The sequence below is a fragment of the Rhizobium sullae genome, from assembly GCF_900169785.1.
Lineage (GTDB): Bacteria > Pseudomonadota > Alphaproteobacteria > Rhizobiales > Rhizobiaceae > Rhizobium > Rhizobium sullae.
On sequence record NZ_FWER01000005.1, the window covers coordinates 134,888 to 154,983 of the forward strand.

A 20,096-nucleotide genomic window follows, 5' to 3' on the forward strand; every position below is an offset into this window, starting at 1 on the left:
GCTTGAAAAACATCGTCGACATCAACTGCGATATGGGAGAGGCCTTCGGGCGTTGGCGGATCGGCGACACGCAGGATTCGCTTCTAATTTCCCACATCAGTTCGGCCAATATCGCCGCCGGCTTCCATGCCGGCGATCCGAACCTCATCGACGAGACCGTGGCGCTTGCCGCGGCTCATGGAGTGGGTGTGGGGGCACATCCGGGCTATAATGACCTGCAGGGCTTTGGCCGCCGCAAGATTCTCGGCAACAGCAAAGAACTGGTCAACGACATCATCTATCAAGTGGGGGCGCTCCGCGAGTTCGCTCGCCGTCACAGCGTGCCCGTGCAGCATGTGAAGCCGCATGGCGCGCTCTATATGGAGATGGCGGTCAATTCGGATTTCGCACAAATCTTCGTCCAGTACATGCGCACCGTCTCGCCCAGCACCTTTGTCTTCTGCATGGGCGGCTCGGCGACGCACAGGGCAGCGCTCGATGCCGGACAGCCTGTCGTGCGCGAGTTCTACGCAGACCGCGACTACGACGACAGCGGCTCGATCGTCTTTACCCGCGATGCCGGCCGCCCGGATCCGATGGCGCTGGCACAGAAAGTGCTGCGGGCCTGCCAGGAAGGCAAGGTTCGCACGGTCGCGGGCAATGACATCGACATCGAATTTGAATCCATCTGCTTTCATTCCGATACGCTCGGCGCGCTGGATATCGTTCTCAGCATTCGCGAGCTTCTGATCGGTGCGGGAATCCGGATCGCGCCGGTGTCGCAGATCCTTGGCCAATAGATTTTGCGGAGACCGACCATGAGCAAGATTGAAATCCGTTCGCCCCTGCCGGGCACCTTCTACCGGGCTTCCGCGCCGGATGCTCCGCCCTTCAAGGGGAACGGTGATGACGTCACCGAGGCCGAGACGATCGGCGTGATAGAGGTAATGAAGACATTCCAGGAAGTCCCGGCCGGTGTTTCCGGCAGGGCGATCACCTTCCTCGTCGACAATGAGGAGCCCGTTATGGCCGGGCAGGTCATTGCGGAGCTCGAAGTATGACAATCGGCTCGGTGCTCATCGCCAATCGCGGGGAGATCGCCGTTCGCGTCATCAAGGCGGCGAAGGCACTCGGCATCCGGACCGTGCAGGTGCACAGCGCAGCAGACGCGGATATGCTGGCGGTGCGGCTCGCCGATGAGGCAGTGAACATCGGCCCGCCGGCGCCGAAGAAATCCTATCTCAACATCGAGGCGGTGATCGCCGCCGCCAAGGCCGCCGGCGTCGATGCCGTGCATCCTGGTTACGGCTTTCTATCCGAAAACGGCGATTTCGCGGATGCGGTGCGCGACGCTGGCATGATCTTCATAGGTCCCTCCGGTGATGCTATCCGCATGCTCGGCGACAAGGTTGCGGCGCGACAGGTGGCGAAACGCGCCGGCGTGCCGACAGTGCCTGGCAGTGATGGGCGTGTCGCCGGGTTCGACGACGCGCGGCTACTCGCAGATGAGATCGGTTTTCCTGTCATGATCAAGGCCGCGGCCGGCGGCGGCGGACGTGGTATCCGCATCGTGGATAGTATCGCCGAGCTGGAACAGCAGTTTCCGCTTGCCTCGGCAGAGGCGCTGGCCGCGTTCGGCGACGGGGGACTTTATATGGAAAAGGTCATCGCCCGCGCCCGGCACGTTGAGGTGCAGATTTTCGGCGATGGCCAGAATTTCGTACATTTCTACGAACGCGAATGCTCGCTGCAGCGGCGGCGCCAGAAGGTGTGGGAAGAGGCAACCGCCTTCCTGCTGCCAGCCGACATGCGCGAACGGCTTTGCATGAGCGCCGTGGCACTTGCGCGCGAGGTCGGCTATCGCGGCGCCGGCACGGTCGAATATCTCTATGACGACGAAACGGGTGACTTCTACTTCATCGAGGTCAACACCCGCATCCAGGTCGAGCATCCTGTGACCGAGATGATCACCGGGTTCGACCTGGTGCAGGAGATGTTCAAGGTCGCGGGTGGTGCGGCGATTTCGGTCGCCCAGCGAGACATCGTGGTCAGCGGCCATGCGATCGAGTGCCGCATCAATGCCGAGGATCCCTTCAAAGCCTTCCAGCCATCGCCGGGTACGATCACGTCGCTTTCCGTGCCGGAAGGCGAGGGCATCCGGTTCGATACGATGCTCTATGAGGGCTACACGATTCCACCCTTCTACGATTCCCTGCTCGGCAAGCTCATCGTCCACGCAGAGACACGCAAGGCCTGCCTTGAAAAGCTCGCCGCGGCGCTGACGGCTCTCACGATCGAAGGCGTACCGACGACGGCAGCGCTGCATCTGGCGCTCGCCCGTGACGCAAGCGTCGCCAAGGGTGCCATCCATACCCGCTTTCTCGAACAATGGCTGGAGCATGATTTTCCTGCTCTGGCCAGCCCGACCCAGGAGGTTGCCTGATGCCTGCGCGATATACGTTCGGAGGTGATGAGCACCTGTTCGTCGAATGCAGCAGCGAGATGTCGCTCGAGGCCTTCTTCAAGAGCCTGTCGATGGCGACAGCGGTTCGGGAAAGCCAGATCAAGGGTGTCACCGAGATCTGCCCGGCAAATGCCTCGTTCCAAGTGAAATTCAATCCTGATCTCATCAAACCGGACGACATCCTGCGGGAGGTGCAGGCGATCGAGGGCGCGGCAGAAAAATCAGAGCCGGTCCTGAAGACCCGCATCATCGAAATTCCGGTCTTTTACAACGATCCGTGGACACACGAGACGCTGATGCGCTTTCGCGAACGGCACCAGGAGCCTGGCGGAACGGACCTCGATTATGCCGCGCGGATCAACGGCTATAGCGGTGTCAAGGATTTCATCGCCGCGCATGCGGGTTCACCGTGGTTCGTGTCTATGGTCGGTTTCGTGGCCGGGCTGCCCTTCATGTACCAGATGGTCGAACGGCAGCGGCAGATCGAGGTGCCGAAATATCTGAGACCGCGCACAGATACGCCCAAACTGACGGTCGGCCATGGCGGCTGCTTCGGCTGCATCTATTCGGTGCGTGGCGCCGGCGGCTACCAGATGTTCGGCGTCACGCCGATGCCGATCTTCGACCCGACGCAGCAAACGAGTTATCTGCGCGATTTCATGGTGTTCTTCCGCCCTGGGGATATCGTCAAGTTCAAGCCGGTCGATCGCGACGGTTACAATACTGCGGTTGAGGAGGTCGAAAAGAGGCTTTTCAGCCCACCGATCCGCGAGGTCCGGTTCGATCTGCGCGAATTCAGCAACGACATCGACGGCTACAACGCGGGGCTGGAGGGCATTCTCAATGGCCATTAAGGTGTTGCATCACGGATTGGTGACGAGTGTCCAGGATCTCGGCCGTCCCGGCTATTTCCACCTCGGCATCCCGATCGGCGGCGCCATGGACCGCTACGCCATGCGTGCCGCCAATCTGCTCGTCGGCAACGATGAAGGGGCGGCGGGTCTTGAGGCGGTCTTCATGGGGCCGAAGCTTGAATTCACCGAGGATACACTGGTGGCCGTCACCGGTGCGGACATGCCGGCCAAGGTCGACGGCGTGGCGCAGCCCGGGTGGACAGCTTTCAAGGTCAAGGCCGGCCAGGTGCTGAGCTTCGACCTCCTGAAATCCGGCGCGCGCATCCTGATCGCGGTCGCGGGCGGCATCGATGTGCCGGAAGCGCTCGGCAGCCGCTCCACCTATCCGATCGGCGCGCTCGGCGGCTACAAGGGCAGGGCACTGGCAGCCGGCGACGAACTGCCCGTCGGAAAGGCCAACCTTGCCAAGGAAGGAAAAAGCGTCACCGAAGAGCTGCGGCGCAAGCCCGGAACGCCGGTAGAGCTGCGCGTGTTGCCGGGGCTCTACTGGGACCGGCTGACGGATGCCGCCAAGGCGAGCTTCTTCGCCGACGAGTGGAAGGTGGCGCCTGAGGCCGACCGCATGGGTTACCGGTTCCGCGGCGGGCGCAAGCTCGAATTTCTGGACCGCAAGCAGCCCTTCGGCGCCGGTTCCGATCCGTCGAACATCGTCGACAGCTGCTACCCCTACGGCTCGATCCAGGTGCCGGGCGGGACGGAGCCGATTATCCTCCACCGCGACGCTGTATCCGGCGGCGGCTATTTCATGGTCGGCACGGTGATCTCGGCGGACATGGACCTCATCGGCCAGCTGCAGCCGCATACGCCGGCGCGGTTCGTTGAAGTGACGATGGACGAGGCGCTGAAGGCGAGGGCCGATCGGGCCGCACTGCTCGACCGCCTCCGCCAAAGCCTGTCGTGAGGTGACAACGATGGCCGGCCGATCACTCGACACGCGTCAGGTAGTCGGCGGTCACGCTCGGGCCGGGAATGATGGCGACGATCTTCATCTGGGCGATCATGCGCTTCACCGAAGCGTCGAGATGGGTCTCCAGCATGGCGGCGGCCGCGTCGACGGCGCCGCGCATCAGAAGTTCGACGATCAGCCGCATCTCGGTGATGGCGGTGGGATCATCAGGCAGGCCGAGATGACGCAGCAGCCGCTCGGCGGCGTTGACAGGCAGGAGGTTGTTGCGGATCAACTCGCGGGTCTTCTCGTTTGCCGTCGTCAATACGCAGATGTCGATCATCTGCTCCTGAAGTTCCTCGAGTTTTTCGAGGTGATCGACTGGCTGCGAAGCTTCGAGACCGGCCAGGCGGGTGAAGAGCTCGGTCAGGCGTTCGCGGTTGACGGCGGCAGCGCCGGCCTTCAGGGCTGCTGGCTCCAGCATGCGTCGAAGCGTGAAGTGATCCTTGATCGTCTGGGCTGTCAACGGCCCGGCGATCCAATGGGAACTCAGGTTCTTCCGGACGAGGCCGCGTTCCTGCAGCCGGCTGAGGACGTCGCGCACCACCGTGCGGCTGACTTTGAAATGATTGGCGAGTTCGATCTCGATGATGCGGTACTGGCCGAAAACGACGCAGCCGGCCACGTCGCGCTCGACGGTGTTGTAGATGCGCGCCCAGGACGAGCGGCTCTGCAACGCCTCGTCGGCATGCTGGGCGATGACGAGGCCGAAGGACTTGATATCAGTGCGGTTTGGAGTGAGACCCGCATCCTGAGGGCCGACCAGGAAACCACGTCCCTGGAAGCGGTGGACGAGGCCATCTGCCTCCAAACGCAGCAGGGCGCGCTGCACTGGCGCCCGCGATGTTTGGAGAATGTCGGCGATCGGCCCCTCAAGCAGAACCAGACCCAGCGGCAACTGCCCGCCGACGATATTGTCGCGCAGGATGTGCTCGGCAATCTCGTACCGACGCTGGGCCGTCTGTCCTGGGAGATTGCGTATCATCGGGCTGGGCATCCTCCATCCAAGAGCGGATGGCAACAAAGTGGGAATTCTCTTTAGTTTATTTTGCCGTTTTGGACCATGTCAAAATAAATGTCTTTTGCATACCAAAATTGCATTTTTTTACGTGACGCCGAGTGAAGCGGTACTTTCTGCCAATCCCGACCTTTTTTGCCATGCAAATGGCCGGGAGTTGCGAACGGCTGCGCGACGAAAGCACGTTTGATGCAGAAATATGCGATTTTTAGCGAAAATTTGCGTGAAAACTGCGCGTGATCGAGGTGAGATCCCGTATCCTGTTTTTCGGCCTTCCTCTCATCCAATGCCGCCTTTTTGTGATTTTTTGTTGCCCTGCACAAAATCTCGGGCTGTTTCAGAAAAAGCCTATTGAATACAAAAATCATTTATGCCATCAATTCGGCACAGTAGGGACGCCGCTAGAAGTGTCCCGAGGGTGAACTAGAAAAAAGTCAGACTGCCGATCGATTTCCGCCGTGTGCCTCGCTGCGCACGCACGGTTTCGGCTGCCGTATCGCAGGAGTGCGGCGGCGGAGCGGGCGATCTGTCTCTGACGCAAAATGGAGAGGCTCTTGTCTTCGGTTCTCAAGCTCGCAGGCGTCACCAAGACCTATGGCGCGCTAAACGCGCTCGACGGCGTCGACCTGTCGCTGCCGAACGACAGCTATGTTTCGCTTCTGGGGCCGAGCGGATCGGGAAAGACGACGCTACTGCGCGTCATCGCCGGTTTCGAGCAGCCGGACCTCGGCACGGTGATTTTTAAGGGCCAGCGTATTGAGACGGTGCCACCGCACCGACGCGACATTGGTTTCGTCTTCCAGAATTTTGCCCTGTTCCCACATCTGTCGGTCTCCAAGAACATCGCCTTCGGGCTGGAAAACCGTGTCGAAAACCCCGTGGTCGATCCTGGTATCGTGCAGGCCAGGGTCAAGGACATGATTGCGCTTGTCGGCCTATCGGGTCTCGAAGATCGCGGCGTCGCGCAAATCTCCGGCGGTCAGCGGCAGCGCGTGGCTCTGGCCCGCACGCTGGTGACCGAACCGTCACTGGTGCTGCTCGACGAGCCGCTTGGCGCACTCGACGCCAATCTGCGGGCCCGCATGCGCAGCGAGCTCAGGCTGATCCGCGAGCGCTGCGGCGTCACCTTCCTGCACGTGACCGGCAGCGAGAGCGAAGCGCTTGCCATGGGCGACATGGTGCTGGTGCTGGAGAGCGGCCGGATCGCGCAGGCGGCGGACGCCGACACGATCTACAACCGGCCAAAATCGCTGCCGGTGGCGGGTTTCCTCAACTGCTACAATCTCTTCGAAGGCCAACTCGCCGGCGAGAGCTTCCTCGGCCCTTACGGTGCTTTCCCGCTCGGCGACCAGACGCAATTCCGCAGCGACCGCACCGGCTACGCCATCCGCTACGACCGCGTCGTGATCCGCCCGGCCGAAGCCCCTGTCGCCGATGACGAGGTGAAGCTCGAGGCGACTTTCGTCGCCGACGAATATTCGGGCGCCGCGATCAATTCCTTCTTCTCGCTCGATGACGGCCGCGTCTTCGAAGTGGAATCTCATCTGAGCCAAAGCATGCCGCCCGCCTGCACGCCGCAGTCGCGCTACGCGCTCGTCTGGAAGCGACGGGATGCCCTCGTTTACGCCTGACACTCTTACCGCGCAGCGCGGGACCGGAGACTGATTGATGTCGATAAGTGCCACAACAGCCGAGACCGAAACCACGGTGGAACCGGTCACGAAGGCATCCGGCAAGGCGCTCTGGCTGTTGGCGCCGGGCGTCATCTGGATGCTGCTTTTTCTGGTGACGCCTATCCTGATGATGATCTACGTGTCGTTCTGGACGCAGACGACCTTCAAGATCACCCCGGATCTCACCATCAAGAGCTGGGTGACCTTCTTTACCACGGATACTTATCTCAGCGCACTGTGGACGACGGTCAGGATCTGGTTGATCGTGCTCGCCTCGACGCTGGTCGTCGGCTATCCAGCGGCGCTCTACGTCGGCCTCTTCGTCAAGAACAAGACGATCCAGACGGCCCTTCTCGTCCTCTGCGTCATCCCCTTCTGGACCTCCTTCCTGATCCGCGTCCTTGCCTGGCGACCGATGCTGGGCAAGGAGGGAGCGATCAACCTCATCCTGCAGAATCTCGGGATCATCAACCAACCGATCGAGGTGCTGCTCTTCTCCGAACTGTCGGTCATCATCGGCATGACGCAGATCTACTGCGTCTTCATGGTCGGGCCGATCGCCTTCATGATGGGCCGCATCGATCAGAGCGTCATCGAAGCGGCGCAGGATCTAGGGGCCGGCTTCTGGCGCATCTTCCGCACCATAATACTGCCGCTCACCATGCCGGGCGTGGTGGTCGGCGCGATCTTCGTCTCCGTCATGGTGCTTGGTGAATTCGCAACTGCTGCCGCTCTTTCCGGCCGTAAAGTGAACCTTCTCGGCAACATCATCGTCACACAGGTCGGATCGCTGAAATGGGCCTTCGCCGCCGTGGTCGGTGTCGTGCTCACCGTGCTCATGGGGGTTGTCGTCGCGGCGCTCCTGCGCGTCGTTGATCTAAGGAAGGAGCTCTAACATGCAGGCCGGCGGCATCAAGCTCTCACTCGGCGTCTACACGGCGCTCTTCCTAGTCTTCCTCTACGCACCGATGGTGGTGCTCGCCATTCTGTCCTTCCAGACAGGGCCGGAAGGCGGACCACAGTTCCCGATCATCGAATGGTCGACATACTGGTACAAGCATCTCTTCGGCCTGACGCCGCCGTCGCGCATCGCGCCGCTGCCGATCAACGAAGCCCTGGTCCGCTCGCTGGTGCTCTCGGTGATGACGATGATCGTCTCCACAGTGCTCGGCGTCACCTCCGCGCAGGCCTTCCGTCGCCGGTTCCCCGGCTCGGGCGTCGTCTTCTACCTGATCGTTCTCGGCATGATGGTCCCCGGCGTTCTGGTCGGCCTCGGCATGGCGCTCGTGGCCAATGCGCTCGGCATCGACCGGCACTGGTGGGGAACCGCTTTCGTGCTGCACGTCGTCTACACGTACCCCTTCGCTTTTCTTGTCATGCTGGCGATCCTCAATCGCTTCGATCAGAGCGTCGAGGAGGCGTCGTGGTCGCTTGGCGTGTCGCCGGCGCGCACATTCCGCAAGGTGACGTTCCCGCTGATCTTTCCAGGCGTGCTCTCGGCCATGCTCTTCGCCTTCACTCTGTCTTATGACGAATTCTCGCGCACGCTGTTTGCATCCGGCCGCGACCTGACGTTACCGCTCGCCATCTACGGCACCTTCTCGGTGGAGGTGCATCCGAACGTCTTCGCCTTCGGGGTGCTGACGACGATCTTCTCCTTCGCACTGCTCGGTGTGTACGCCATTTTGATGATGCTCTCCATACGGCGTGCCAAGCGCGTCGCGATCCAGGAGGAGGCATGATGTCGATACCTTCGGCCATCGTCACGGGCGCCGGATCCGGCATCGGCCGCGCAATCGCCGTCCGGCTGTCGGAAGACGGTTACGCCATCATCGTCAACGACCTCCACCCCGACCGTGCGCAGGCGGTTGCCGACGAGATCGCGGCAGCCGGCGGCAAGGCCGTGGCGGTTGCCGGCGACGTTTCTTCCGAGACGGATACGGCGAACGTCTACGAGGTCGCAGTCTCGGCCTTCGGCCACCCCCGGCTGCTCGTCAACTGTGCCGGCATCGTCCACCAGGCGCTGTTCGAGAACCTCGAGGTTGCGGATTTCGACCGGATGTTTGCAATCCATGTTCGCGGCACTTTTCTCATGACGAAGCTTGCTCTGCCGCCGATGCTCGTTGCCGGGGATGGCATCATCGTCAACGTCGCTTCGCAGCTCGGCCAGATCGGCGGCATCGAACTCGTCCATTATGCCGGGGCAAAGGCGGCGATCATCGGCATGACGAAATCGCTCGCGCGCGAGGTCTCGAACCGCGGCGTGCGCGTCAATGCCGTAGCTCCCGGGCCGATCAATACGCCGCTGGTGCGCGAACTCTCGGAGGAGTGGCGGGTCCGCAAGGCCGCCGAACTGCCGCTCGGCCGCTTCGGTGAGCCCGAAGAGGTCGCCGCCACCGTTTCGTTTCTCGCATCTCCCGCCGCCAGCCTGTTCGTCGGCCAAACGCTCGGCCCGAACTCCGGCGACGTCATGCTCTAGTCAGGAAAACAAAATGACCACGATCTCCTCGACACCCCGCATCGTGCTGATCACCGGCGCCGGCATCGGCATCGGCAAGGCGGCCGCCAAGGCATTCGCCGCGCTTGGCGACCACGTGATCGTCACGGATGTCCTGAAGGTCGAGGGGCGCGCGGCCGTGGCGGAGATCGAGGATGCAGGCGGCTCGGCCGAATTCATCGAGCTCGACGTCCGGTCGACGTCCGCCGTCGATGCCCTGGTCGCCGACGTGGAGAAGCGTTTTGGCCGCCTCGACGTGATCATCGCCAATGCCGGCATCGCCCACAAAGCACCGCTCGATGTCCTCGACGACGACAAATGGGAGCTGACCTTGGACATCGACCTCAAGGGCGTTTTCCGAGTGGTCCGTGCCGCCGCACCAGGCATGAAGGCACGTAAATCCGGCGCCGTGGTGGCGCTTTCCTCGATTATGGGTGTCGCCTACGGCTGGGACGAACACGTGCATTATTCCGCCGCCAAGGCCGGCGTCGTCGGCCTCGTGCGCGGCCTGGCGGTCGAACTTGCTCGCGACGGCATCCGCGTCAACGGCATGGCGCCCGGCTACATCCGCACGGCGCAGCTTCTGTCGGAAGAAAACTCGCTCGGACCGAAGGGCGCGGAAGCGGCAAGCGCCTTCATCCCGATGGGGCGGCTCGGCGAACCGGAGGACATCGCCGACGTGATCGTCTTCCTGGCATCAAACAGCGCAAGATACATGACCGGCCAGACGCTGGTCGTGGATGGAGGGCTCCTCGTGGGCCGATACTGACGGCGGGCGCGTCAGGACCGATCCCGTCCTGACGCCGAGGCCGGACGAGAACGATGGGTGGTCATGAAGACCATCCCGGGAACAAAAAAACCGGAGAACGACAATGACAATTTCGATGGACATGAATCGACGCTCACTGCTGAAGCGATCCGCAGGCGCGATGGCGCTTGCCATCGGCGGCGGCACGCACTTCCTCTCTTCGCGGGCAGCCTATGCGCAGGCCGCCAGCCTCGCCGGCGAGCAGCTGCGCACGATCGGCCTTTCGGTCACCGTGCAGGAACGCATCCTGGCCGACTTCAAGGCGGCAAGCGGCGTCGGCACGACGTCCGGCACGGCGGCGACCTTCTCGGACGCGCAGACCCGCATCCTCTCCGGTTCGAAGGACTATGACGTCTGGGAAACGATCGGCGAACGTCTTCCTTCCGTCGTCATGACCGACAACGCAGACCCAATTGAAACCTCGGGCCTGAAGAGCTGGTCGAATATCCGGGAGATCTTCACCAAACCGGATCCGAAGTTCGATGCCGAGGCGCAGATCGTCGGCCAGATCTGGACGGACGAGACGCAGACGGCGCTCTGGATGGTGCCTTCGGTCTTCAACTTCGACTCGGTCGGTTATAATCCGGAGGTACTCTCCGACGAGGAAGCCAACAGCTGGACGGCGATCTTCGACAGCAAGTACAAGGGCAAATCCGGCCTCAACACTGACCCGCTGACGGCCTTCGGCCAGGCGGTCATGGCGATGAACACGCTTGGTCTCTCCAATGTCAAGAACCCCGGAAATCCGACCGCCGCGGAAATCGACGAAGCCGCGAAGTTCCTGATCTCGAAAAAGAAGGAAGGCCAGTTCCGTGCGCTCTGGGGCGATTTCGGCGAACTCGTCAACTTCCTGGCATCCGGCGAAATCGTCGTCTGCGACGCTTGGCAGCCGGCGGTCATGGCCGTCAAGGCGCAGGGAAAGCCTTGCAAATATGCCATTCCGAAGGAAGGCTATCGCGCCTGGTCCATTGGCAACACCATGCTGAAGGGCACGCCGAACAAGGAAGCCGTTGTCGCCTATGCGGATTACTGGCTGTCGGGCGAACCAGGCATCACGGTGTCCGAGCAGGGCTATTATTCGCCGACCACCAACATCAAGGAGAAGATGGCACCGGAGAAATATGCCTTCTGGTACGAAGGCAAGCCGTGGGTCGGTGCGGCTGAGCGCGGCATCAAGGAGGGCGATCTGCGCGACGGCGGTTCGCTCGAGACCCGCGCGGCAAACGTCGCCTACTGGCACCAGTGGCCGGACGAATACGATCACCTCATCCAGAAGTGGGACGAATTCCTCAGCGCTTGATGTGTTACTCCCAGCGCCCGGGCATCCCACGCGAGATGCGGTGAGGGCGCCACCTGGCAGGCGGCTCCGGTCGCCTGTCCTTCCACCCGCAACCCGGAATGATCGACATGATACATGACCTCGAACTCTACCAGATCGGCAAGGTCTACGATAACGGAACGCCGGCCGTGATCGATTTCAACCTCACCGTCGACAAGGGCGAGTTCATCGCGTTCCTCGGCCCGTCCGGCTGCGGCAAGACGACGACGCTGCGGATGATCGCCGGCTTAGAAAGCATCTCCTCCGGCAATCTGATGGTCAGGGGCGAGCGGATCAACGATATCGGCCCGGCTCAGCGGCCGACCTCGATGATCTTCCAAAATTATGCGCTCTTCCCGCATATGACTGTGCGCAACAATATCGGTTACGGCCTCGACGTGAAGCGCATCGAGAAGGCCCAGCGCAATGCGAAGGTCGACCGCATCGTCGCCAAACTCGGTCTCGAGGACGTCGCCGACAAGCGATGCGACAAGCTTTCCGGCGGCCAGCGCCAGCGCATCGCGCTTGCGCGCGGCCTGGTAGTCGAGCCTGATATCCTGCTGCTCGATGAGCCGCTTGGCGCCCTGGACGCCAACCTGCGCAAGACGATCCAAAGCGAATTGAAACTGCTGCAACGCGAGCTCGGCGTGACGTTCGTTTTCGTTACGCACGCCCAATCCGAGGCGCTGGCGCTTTCCGACCGGATCGTCGTGATGAACCAAGGCCGGATCGAACAGATCAGCCCACCGCATCAGCTTTATACGCGGCCGAACACGCCTTTTGTCGCGCAGTTCATCGGCCGCAACACGATCTTCAAGGGTGCGGTCAAGGGCCACGAAAAGGGACATGTCATGGTCGACACGCCGCTTGGCCTTCTCGCCGGCGATGCCAATGGCGCGGTCGCAGACGGAGATGCGGTGAGCGTCGTGATCCCTGCCGAAGCCGTCGAGGTGCATGCGCTCGACAAGGGCGGCCGCGACGCGATCGTTGAGGCCTCCAGCGGCAATATCATCGATGCCAGGATCCGCCGCTTCGAGGTCGTCGGGCATATTTCGCATCTTTCGGTCGTCCTGCCGGATGGACGTATGCTGGCGCTCGAAGCCCATGTCGACAAGTATCCACCCGGCGCGTTTCCGGTCGATGCGCCGGTCACGCTCGCCTTCAAGCCCGAAAATGCCACCGTCATTCCCGCCCACTGAAAAGCCGGCCGATCAAAGCCGGACCAACGAGAACATCACAAGGAGACCCCGCAATGGCAAAAGAAATCTTCTGCAGCTTCGGCATCGACGTGGACGCCGTTGCCGGCTGGCTCGGCTCGTATGGCGGCGAAGATTCGCCGGACGATATCTCGCGGGGCCTGTTTTCCGGCGAAGTCGGCAGCCCACGGCTGTTGAAGCTGTTCGAGCGCTTCGGCATCAAGACCACCTGGTTCATCCCCGGCCACTCGATCGAGACGTTCCCGGAGCAGATGCAGGCCGTCGCCGATGCCGGCCACGAGATCGGCATCCATGGTTACACTCATGAAAACCCGATCGCCATGACGCGCGAGCAGGAGACGGAGGTGCTCGACAAGTGCATCGAGCTCGTCGCCAAGCTTTCCGGCAAGCGACCGACCGGCTATGTGGCGCCCTGGTGGGAATTCTCCAACGTCACCAACGAACTGCTGCTCGAGCGTGGCATCAAGTACGACCATTCGCTCATGCATAACGACTTCACGCCGTACTATGTCCGCGTCGGCGACAGCTGGACCAAGATCGACTATTCGAAGAAGCCGTCGGACTGGATGGTGCCGCTGAAGCGCGGTCACGAGACAGACCTGATCGAGATCCCGGCATCCTGGTATCTCGACGACCTGCCGCCGATGATGTTCATCAAGAAGGCACCCAACAGCCACGGCTTTGTCAACCCGCACGACATCGAGCAGATGTGGCGCGACCAGTTCGACTGGGTCTATCGCGAAATGGATTACGCCGTCTTCCCGATCACGATCCACCCTGATGTCGCCGGTCGGCCGCAGGTTCTGATGATGCTGGAGCGTCTTTACGCCCATATGATCAAGCATCCCGGCGTCAAGTTCGTGACGATGAACGAGATCGCCGACGACTTCGCCAACCGCTTCCCGCGCAAGAAGTAAGAGGCAAAGCCGATGTGTTCGCTCTGCGGCATTCTGGGTGGCAACGAGCACTGGGCCGACGCGGTCGCGCGGCCCGGGGTCTATACCCGCTCCGGCGAGCGGATCGACCGCCGGCGCGAGCGCGCCCGCCGTGTTGCGATCGCCAACCGCATTCTCGACGCCTTCGGTCTCTCCATCTCCGACTGGCAGGGATCCTCCTTCCTGCTGTCGACCCGGACCGGAAAGACCGAGATCATCGAAGATCTCGGACATCTGTGGCCGGCGGCCGAGCGGCTTGCGGGCCGGCCGCTCGATCCGCTGGCCGAGCCGCTTGTCGACGGGCTGGAGGCGAACCGCCATGGCTGATGCGTTTCCGGCCTTCACGCCCGTGACGTTGCTGACCGGTTTTCTCGGGTCCGGCAAGACGACACTGCTGCGCCGTCTGCTGACCGATCCGGCGCTCTCGAACGCCGCTGTGCTGATCAATGAATTCGGCGAGGTCGGGCTCGATCATCACCTGCTCGAGCGCATCGACGACAACATGGTGCTTTTACAATCCGGTTGCCTTTGCTGCACGGTGCGGGGCGAACTGGCCGATGCGATCCGCGATCTCCATTCGAAGCGCGAGCGCGGCATCGTCGCGCCCTTCGACAGGATCGTCATCGAGAGCACCGGGCTTGCCGATCCTTTCCCAGTTCTTTCCACGTTGAAGGCCGATCCGGTTCTGCGGCATCATTTCCGGTCCTCGGGCGTGATTGCCACCGTCGATACCGTCAATGCGGGGAGGCAGCTTGCCGCCTATCGCGAACCGATGCGGCAGGTGGCGGTGGCCGACCTTTTGGTGCTGACCAAGGCCGATATCGCCGAGGCTGGCCAGGTCGCGCGGGTTACGGCGATGATCCGGCAGATCAATCCGGACGCGCCGATTGTCCTGGCGTCGGACGATGTCATCAATCTGCTGGAGGACATGACAACCGGCCGCGCCGAGGCGATGCAGTCACCGGGCGGCTTCTATTGCGACGACCCGGGGCCGGCTCTTGCCGGCGAACATTCCGGCGGCATCCGGTCCTTCGTGCTGGTGAGCGAAGGCACGGTCGACTGGACCGCTTTCGGGATCTGGCTGACCATGCTCCTCAATCGGCACGGCGACCGTATCCTTCGGGTCAAGGGTATTCTCAACATCGAGGGCGAAGACTTTCCCGTGGCGATCCACGGCGTGCAGCATCTGGTCCATACGCCCGTTCATATGCAATCCTGGCCCGGCGGGGACAGGCGTTCCCGCATCGTCTTCATCGTCGACGGCATCGCGCCCGCGGCGATCGAGCGATCGTTTGACGCCTTCAATGGGCTCGGCGTGGCTCAAGTCGCGCCGCGGCGGATCGAGGAACTGCAGCCATGAGAAAAATGCCGACACCGAAGAGCTTTCCGACGCCCGCCCTTCATACAGAGGGCCGGATCAAGCTGCGCATCCTCGGCACGGCGATTTCGCTTCTCGAAGAACTTCGGCTCGGTGCCGAGCGCGATCTCGGCATGGATATCGAATTCGACAATCAGGACTTCATGACGGCCCAGCACAAGGCGGCGCTGGAGCCGATGACCTATGACATCTACGACCAATGCTTCCACAACCTCGACATCGTTTGGTACTGGCGCGCTGTGCAGCCGATCGAGATCGAGCGGATCACGCTCTGGGACGAGATCACCGATCTGACGAAAACGGGCCGCATTGGACCAAATGCGCGGATCGGGCAGGGCGATGCGCCGGTGACCAAGCTTTTCGTGCAACCGAACCTGGCGCTTGCCGAAACGCCCTCGCAACGCATCTCGATGCTGCCGACGACGCATAATTTCGACAGCTTCGCCTACCGGACGGATGCGGCAAATTCCAACCAGATGATCTCCTGGGCAGCACTGCTCGACCCGCGCTGGCATGGTCGCGCTGCCCTCGTCAACGAGCCGGCGATCGGCATCTTCGACGCAGCACTTGCCGCGCAGTCGGCTGGGCTGATGACCTTCGACAACCTCGGCAACATGAGCATCGAGGAGATCGACCGGCTGCTGGATATTCTCGAAGAGCGCAAGAAGGCCGGCTTCTTCCGCGGCTTCTGGCGTTCGGCCGAGGACGCGGCGAACCTGATGACGAAGAGCGACACGCAGATCCAGTCGATGTGGTCGCTCGGCATCAGCAAACTGAACCTGCGTGGCTTCCCCGTCGAACTCGCCAATCCCGCCGAGGGCTACCGCGCCTGGCATGGCGGGCTCTGCCTTTCGAAGCGGCTTTCCGGCCGGATGCTCGATGCGGCCTACGACTATCTCAACTGGTGGATCTCCGGCTGGCCCGGCGCGGTGGTGGCCCGGCAGGGCTATTACATGTCGACGCCGGGACGCTCGCGGCCACACATGACGCCGGCCGAATGGGACTATTGGTACGAAGGTCTGCCGGCTGCGACGGACTTGCCGGGGCCTGACGGGCTCCTCCGCATCAAGGCAGGTGCGGTGCGTAGCGGTGGCTCCTACTGGCAGCGCGCCAACTCGATCGCCGTCTGGAACACGACCATGGATGAACACAATTACCTGGTGCGCCGCTGGGTGCAGTTCGTGGCGGCGTGAGCAAAGTGGAAAAGATAGAATGAAACTCTCTTACGGCGCTCGCTCGATCGCCCAGCTCTCCACCCTCATCCAGGGTGGCAGCGTCGATCCCGTCGCTGTGGCGGAACAGGTCTTCGACGCGATAGAAAGCCATGACGACAAGACGGTCTTCATCTCGCTGACGCGTGAGCGGGCGATGGCCGAGGCGCATGCTTCATCCAAGCGGCTGAAGGATGGCCGTTCTCTTGGCCGGCTCGAAGGCATTCCCGTTGCCTGGAAGGATCTTTTCGACGTTGCCGGCAGCGTCACGTCAGCAGGGTCCAGGCTGCTTCTTCGCGACGAGGCACCGGCTGCGGCCGATGCCGCCGTTGTCTCTGCGCTGGCTGCCGCCGGCATGGTGGCAGCGGGCCGGGTCAACATGAGCGAGTTCGCCTTTTCCGGCCTCGGGATCAATCCGCATTTCGGCACGCCGAAAAACCCCCGCAGCACTGATGTCGCCCGCATCCCGGGCGGCTCGTCCTCCGGTTCGGGCGTGGCGGTGGCGGCCGGTCTCGTGCCAGTCTCGATCGGCTCCGACACAGGCGGCTCGGTGCGCATCCCGGCGGCGCTGAACGGTATCGTCGGCTACAAGGCGACGCGCGGGCGTTATCCGATGACGGGTGTATTTCCGCTTGCCGGCAGCCTGGATTCGCTCGGGCCGCTCTGCCGCTCGGTGCAGGATGCCGCATGGATCGACGCGGCAATGCGCGGGGCAACCGCACCGACGAGCAATCGTCACCCGCTCGCCGGGCTGGAGGTGGTCATCCCCAGCAATGTCGTCTTCGACGATGCCGAGCCGGGCGTTGTCGCGGCCTTCGAAGCGGCGGTCGAGCGTATGTCCGCCGCCGGCGTCGCGTTCACGCGGCTGGAGATCCCGGCCTTCGCGGAAATTCTGCAACTGATGGCGAGCCACGGGGCCTTGGTGACGGCAGAGGCCTACTGGCTGCATCGGTCGCGTATCACCGGACCGGACGCCGGGCTGATCGACCCGCGTGTAGTCTCGCGCACCAGTTTCGGCGAGAAGATCACCCTTTCGCACTACCTCGACATTCTCTCTGCCCGCACGCGGCTGATCGAGGCGGTGGACCGGCTGGTCGGCGACCGCCTGATCGCCTTTCCGACCGTTGCGCATGTGGCGCCGCCTGTCGAGCCGCTGAAGACCGATGACCCTCTTCGTCACGACTAACCACAAGACACTGCGCAACACGCTGCTCGGCAATTTCCTCGATTGGTGCGGGGTGTCGATCCCCTGCGGCACGGGCGACGCCGGCATGCCGGTCGGCTTTCTGCTGTCTGGACTGGCGCACGCCGACGAGCGGCTGCTGTCGGTGGCGCTCTCGGCCGAACCGGTCGTTCGTGGCGAAACGATCTGAAGTCGGCAGCTCCGGCGCTGCGAAGATGAACAAGGAGACTTGCAATGTGCATGGCATGTTATGTCGACGAAGCGACCAAGAGCAAGATCATCGCCTACAATGCCGAATTCCATAAGGTGACGAAGAGCCCTTACGGAAACGATGACGAGATCGGCATGCTGAACCTCATCGACGCCAAGTCACGCTCGGCGATAATCGGCCGTACCGATGCCTCGAGGGTCTTCGACCTGTCGGTCGACCATTTCGTCGGCATGCCCGGCTGGTTCGGCGCCGGTGACCAGCCCTACCAGATCTGGATGACCCACACGCCGCAGGGCGAAATCGTCGCCAACACGATGGGCGTGACGCGCGAACAGAACGAACTCGTCGCCTATTCCGGCGACAGTATCTCGATGTACACCCATTGCGGCACGCATATCGATACGTTCAACCACTTCGGCTACAACGGCGAGATTTTCAATGGGTTCACGGCGCGGGATCACCTGGGCAGCCGCGCCTGGGATATTTGCGGTCCGGAAAAATATCCGCCGATTTTCGCACGCGGCATTCTCCTTGATATCGCGGCCATGCACGGCGTCGACACGTTGCCGCCGAGCCACCCGATCGGCAAGGCCGATATCGAGGGCTGCCTGAAGAAGCAGGGGCTGAAGATCCTGCCCGGCGACGTGGTGCTGCTGCGCACCGGCCAGATGCTGCTGTGGCCCGACATGGCCTTCACCAGGAACACGCCCGGCCTCAACCGCGACGGTGCGGAATATATCGCCAAGCACGGGGCAATCATGATCGGCGCCGACAACCTGACGCTGGAGCAGACGCCGTCGGCACACGAGCTCAACTTCTTCCCCGTTCATACCTATCTGCTGGCGGAAGCGGCCGTGCCGATCCTCGAAATGGCCTATCTTGAGGAGTTGGCCGGCGAGAAGCGTTACGAATTCGCCTTTTTTGGTGCATGCATCAAATTGCGCGGAGCAACCGGCGCGCCGATGCGACCGGTGGCGATGCCGCTAAACTGAGCTCGGGGTAGAAATCGCCCGCCGGGATATTCCAGAGGATTCTGCATTCTGAAATCCATTTCCTAGCGGTTTGGATGTTTACTTGACGCGGCGTTTGCGAAGGAACCTTCAGCCGAAGGTCGATCAGCGTGATCGTGAGCGTGAATTATAATTCACAACATGAATTATATTGACATGCGCTGCGGCTTGCGTTTAGCTGTCCATACCGGACTTCGAGGAGGAAATCCGGTCATCACAGCGATCACCGGCGTCGATTTGGCGCCTTCGGGCTTTTGGGAGGGGCTTCGGCCTCGAGGAGGACACTTGCGCACTTTTCTCAGCACGACCGCGATGGCGGTCCTTACGGCAACGCTTTTTGCAGGTTCCGCGGCCGCCGAAACGGAAAACCCGTTCCGCTGCAAGCCGGGCGAAAAATACGTCATGAACGTCATGGTGTCGGGCGTGGAATACTGGTTCCCCGTCTATGAAATGTTCAAGCAGGCCGGCCGGCAGCTCGGCTGTGAGACGGAATATACCGGCACGCCGGAATATGACGTCAACAAGCAGATCGCCACCTTCGACCAAGCCTTGGCACAGAACCCGGCCGGCATTCTCGTGCATCCGATGAACTCCGATCCGTTCATCGAGCCGATCAACCGCGCGATCGACCAGGGCACAGCGGTCGCCACGTTTGCGGCCGACTCCCCGCTTTCCAAGCGCGTCTCCTTCATTACCTCGGACAACACCCGCGAAGGCACCTATGCCGCCGACGCGATCGCCGAGAAGATGGGCGGCAAGGGCGAATATGCGGTTCTCGAAAATCCGGGCCAGGACAACCATGACAAGCGCATCGTCGCCTTTATCGCCCGCATGGAAGAGAAGTGGCCGGACATGAAGCTCGTCGGTCGCGCGGCTTCCAATCAGGACCCGACCAAGGCCTATCAGGGGCTTTCGAGCCTTATTCAGGCCAATCCGAATCTCGGCGCGGTCTTCATGCCCGAAGCGAACTCGGCGATCGGCGCCGCGCAGGCAAGCAAGGAAAGCGGCGGCAAGGTCCTCGTCATGTGCGCGGACGTCAATGCCAACATCCTCGACATGATCAAGGCCGGTGAAGTCTTCGGCTCGATCAACCCGAACCAGGGCATGCAGGGCTATATGGGCTTCATGCTGCTGTGGTTCGCCAAGCATCCGGAACTGATAGACCCGATGAACGACGCCAAGCGCTCCGGCTTCAACCCGATGAGCATTCCGGTCGTCGATAACGGCCTGTCCATTGTGACGGCGGAAAATGCCGACGACTTCTACTGGGACAAGTACTTGAAGCGTCGCGGCACGAAGGGCATCGAGGAATAAGCTTCTGTGGATTGCCGTCC

20 protein-coding genes and 1 pseudogene are annotated in these 20,096 nt (G+C 62.1%); 19 read left to right on the top strand and 2 right to left on the bottom strand.

What is annotated here, in order from left to right:
* Positions 1–2 precede the first annotated feature (2 nt).
* Genes BN1800_RS07090 through BN1800_RS07110 form a run of 5 tightly spaced genes read left to right on the top strand, consistent with a single transcriptional unit; the run spans position 3 to position 4,258 of the window.
* A complete protein-coding gene (locus tag BN1800_RS07090) occupies positions 3–779 on the top strand; it encodes a 5-oxoprolinase subunit PxpA (protein ID WP_086995934.1) in 777 nt (258 codons plus the stop codon).
* 18 nt (positions 780–797) lie between these two features.
* Positions 798–1,040: an acetyl-CoA carboxylase gene (locus BN1800_RS07095; RefSeq protein ID WP_086995937.1), complete on the top strand. Its 243-nt coding sequence runs from the start codon at positions 798–800 to the stop codon at positions 1,038–1,040.
* Positions 1,037–2,422 (top strand): acetyl-CoA carboxylase biotin carboxylase subunit, encoded by a 1,386-nt coding sequence (locus tag BN1800_RS07100; protein WP_086995940.1) that lies wholly within the window; start codon positions 1,037–1,039, stop codon positions 2,420–2,422. The genes BN1800_RS07095 and BN1800_RS07100 overlap by 4 nt, the downstream gene beginning before the upstream one ends.
* The gene (locus BN1800_RS07105; protein ID WP_086995942.1) at positions 2,422–3,297 is read left to right on the top strand and encodes a 5-oxoprolinase subunit B family protein; all 876 of its coding nucleotides are present in this window, start codon (positions 2,422–2,424) and stop codon (positions 3,295–3,297) included. The genes BN1800_RS07100 and BN1800_RS07105 overlap by 1 nt, the downstream gene beginning before the upstream one ends.
* Complete coding sequence (locus tag BN1800_RS07110; RefSeq protein ID WP_086995945.1) at positions 3,287–4,258, top strand: 5-oxoprolinase subunit C family protein; 972 nt, start codon at positions 3,287–3,289, stop codon at positions 4,256–4,258. The genes BN1800_RS07105 and BN1800_RS07110 overlap by 11 nt, the downstream gene beginning before the upstream one ends.
* A 22-nt stretch (positions 4,259–4,280) precedes the next feature.
* Here BN1800_RS07110 and BN1800_RS07115 read toward each other — a convergent pair whose 3' ends face one another.
* Complete coding sequence (locus tag BN1800_RS07115; protein WP_086995948.1) at positions 4,281–5,300, bottom strand: GntR family transcriptional regulator; 1,020 nt, start codon at positions 5,298–5,300, stop codon at positions 4,281–4,283.
* A 41-nt stretch (positions 5,301–5,341) separates the two neighbouring features.
* Positions 5,342–5,689, bottom strand: a complete 348-nt coding sequence (locus BN1800_RS07120; RefSeq protein WP_086995951.1) for a hypothetical protein — start codon at positions 5,687–5,689, stop codon at positions 5,342–5,344.
* A 174-nt stretch (positions 5,690–5,863) separates the two neighbouring features.
* Between BN1800_RS07120 and BN1800_RS07125 the strand changes: the two genes are divergently transcribed.
* From BN1800_RS07125 to BN1800_RS07190, 14 genes and pseudogenes are all read left to right on the top strand, one after another.
* On the top strand, positions 5,864–6,952 hold the full coding sequence (locus BN1800_RS07125) for an ABC transporter ATP-binding protein (protein ID WP_179213758.1): 1,089 nt from the start codon (positions 5,864–5,866) through the stop codon (positions 6,950–6,952).
* 37 nt (positions 6,953–6,989) lie between these two features.
* A complete protein-coding gene (locus tag BN1800_RS07130) occupies positions 6,990–7,889 on the top strand; it encodes an ABC transporter permease (RefSeq protein ID WP_086995957.1) in 900 nt (299 codons plus the stop codon).
* A 1-nt stretch (position 7,890) separates the two neighbouring features.
* Positions 7,891–8,736, top strand: a complete 846-nt coding sequence (locus BN1800_RS07135) for an ABC transporter permease (RefSeq protein WP_086995960.1) — start codon at positions 7,891–7,893, stop codon at positions 8,734–8,736.
* Positions 8,736–9,473, top strand: a complete 738-nt coding sequence (locus BN1800_RS07140; protein WP_086995963.1) for an SDR family NAD(P)-dependent oxidoreductase — start codon at positions 8,736–8,738, stop codon at positions 9,471–9,473. The genes BN1800_RS07135 and BN1800_RS07140 overlap by 1 nt, the downstream gene beginning before the upstream one ends.
* Positions 9,474–9,486: 13 nt before the next feature.
* Entirely contained in the window at positions 9,487–10,260 is a 774-nt protein-coding gene (locus BN1800_RS07145) for an SDR family NAD(P)-dependent oxidoreductase (RefSeq protein ID WP_086995965.1), read from the top strand.
* A gap of 103 nt (positions 10,261–10,363) precedes the next feature.
* A complete protein-coding gene (locus tag BN1800_RS07150; protein ID WP_086995968.1) occupies positions 10,364–11,599 on the top strand; it encodes an ABC transporter substrate-binding protein in 1,236 nt (411 codons plus the stop codon).
* Between the two features lie 107 nt (positions 11,600–11,706).
* Positions 11,707–12,816, top strand: a complete 1,110-nt coding sequence (locus BN1800_RS07155; RefSeq protein ID WP_086996011.1) for an ABC transporter ATP-binding protein — start codon at positions 11,707–11,709, stop codon at positions 12,814–12,816.
* Between the two features lie 53 nt (positions 12,817–12,869).
* Entirely contained in the window at positions 12,870–13,751 is an 882-nt protein-coding gene (locus tag BN1800_RS07160; RefSeq protein ID WP_086995970.1) for a polysaccharide deacetylase family protein, read from the top strand.
* A 12-nt stretch (positions 13,752–13,763) separates the two neighbouring features.
* Positions 13,764–14,096 (top strand): hypothetical protein, encoded by a 333-nt coding sequence (locus BN1800_RS07165; protein WP_086995974.1) that lies wholly within the window; start codon positions 13,764–13,766, stop codon positions 14,094–14,096.
* A complete protein-coding gene (locus BN1800_RS07170; RefSeq protein ID WP_086995977.1) occupies positions 14,089–15,129 on the top strand; it encodes a CobW family GTP-binding protein in 1,041 nt (346 codons plus the stop codon). Before BN1800_RS07165 ends, BN1800_RS07170 begins: the two co-directional genes overlap by 8 nt.
* Positions 15,126–16,340: an ABC transporter substrate-binding protein gene (locus BN1800_RS07175; RefSeq protein WP_086995979.1), complete on the top strand. Its 1,215-nt coding sequence runs from the start codon at positions 15,126–15,128 to the stop codon at positions 16,338–16,340. Before BN1800_RS07170 ends, BN1800_RS07175 begins: the two co-directional genes overlap by 4 nt.
* Before the next feature lie 19 nt (positions 16,341–16,359).
* Positions 16,360–17,731 (top strand): annotated as a pseudogene (locus BN1800_RS07180) (amidase).
* A gap of 44 nt (positions 17,732–17,775) precedes the next feature.
* Positions 17,776–18,744 carry a cyclase family protein gene (locus BN1800_RS07185; RefSeq protein WP_086995982.1) on the top strand — a complete coding sequence of 323 codons (969 nt, stop codon included), beginning with the start codon at positions 17,776–17,778 and terminating at the stop codon, positions 18,742–18,744.
* Positions 18,745–19,047: 303 nt separating this feature from the next.
* Positions 19,048–20,076 (top strand): substrate-binding domain-containing protein, encoded by a 1,029-nt coding sequence (locus tag BN1800_RS07190; RefSeq protein ID WP_086995985.1) that lies wholly within the window; start codon positions 19,048–19,050, stop codon positions 20,074–20,076.
* The last annotated feature ends 20 nt before the right edge of the window (positions 20,077–20,096 follow it).

Coding starts and splice junctions, on each gene's coding strand:
- BN1800_RS07120 (WP_086995951.1), bottom strand. CDS start 5,689: ATGATTTTTGTATTCAATAGGCTTTTTCTGAAACAGCCCGAGATTTTG.
- BN1800_RS07185 (WP_086995982.1), top strand. CDS start 17,776: ATGTGCATGGCATGTTATGTCGACGAAGCGACCAAGAGCAAGATCATC.
- BN1800_RS07165 (WP_086995974.1), top strand. CDS start 13,764: ATGTGTTCGCTCTGCGGCATTCTGGGTGGCAACGAGCACTGGGCCGAC.
- BN1800_RS07170 (WP_086995977.1), top strand. CDS start 14,089: ATGGCTGATGCGTTTCCGGCCTTCACGCCCGTGACGTTGCTGACCGGT.
- BN1800_RS07140 (WP_086995963.1), top strand. CDS start 8,736: ATGTCGATACCTTCGGCCATCGTCACGGGCGCCGGATCCGGCATCGGC.
- BN1800_RS07160 (WP_086995970.1), top strand. CDS start 12,870: ATGGCAAAAGAAATCTTCTGCAGCTTCGGCATCGACGTGGACGCCGTT.
- BN1800_RS07105 (WP_086995942.1), top strand. CDS start 2,422: ATGCCTGCGCGATATACGTTCGGAGGTGATGAGCACCTGTTCGTCGAA.
- BN1800_RS07150 (WP_086995968.1), top strand. CDS start 10,364: ATGACAATTTCGATGGACATGAATCGACGCTCACTGCTGAAGCGATCC.
- BN1800_RS07115 (WP_086995948.1), bottom strand. CDS start 5,300: ATGCCCAGCCCGATGATACGCAATCTCCCAGGACAGACGGCCCAGCGT.
- BN1800_RS07175 (WP_086995979.1), top strand. CDS start 15,126: ATGAGAAAAATGCCGACACCGAAGAGCTTTCCGACGCCCGCCCTTCAT.
- BN1800_RS07145 (WP_086995965.1), top strand. CDS start 9,487: ATGACCACGATCTCCTCGACACCCCGCATCGTGCTGATCACCGGCGCC.
- BN1800_RS07125 (WP_179213758.1), top strand. CDS start 5,864: ATGGAGAGGCTCTTGTCTTCGGTTCTCAAGCTCGCAGGCGTCACCAAG.
- BN1800_RS07095 (WP_086995937.1), top strand. CDS start 798: ATGAGCAAGATTGAAATCCGTTCGCCCCTGCCGGGCACCTTCTACCGG.
- BN1800_RS07100 (WP_086995940.1), top strand. CDS start 1,037: ATGACAATCGGCTCGGTGCTCATCGCCAATCGCGGGGAGATCGCCGTT.
- BN1800_RS07155 (WP_086996011.1), top strand. CDS start 11,707: ATGATACATGACCTCGAACTCTACCAGATCGGCAAGGTCTACGATAAC.
- BN1800_RS07135 (WP_086995960.1), top strand. CDS start 7,891: ATGCAGGCCGGCGGCATCAAGCTCTCACTCGGCGTCTACACGGCGCTC.
- BN1800_RS07110 (WP_086995945.1), top strand. CDS start 3,287: ATGGCCATTAAGGTGTTGCATCACGGATTGGTGACGAGTGTCCAGGAT.
- BN1800_RS07130 (WP_086995957.1), top strand. CDS start 6,990: ATGTCGATAAGTGCCACAACAGCCGAGACCGAAACCACGGTGGAACCG.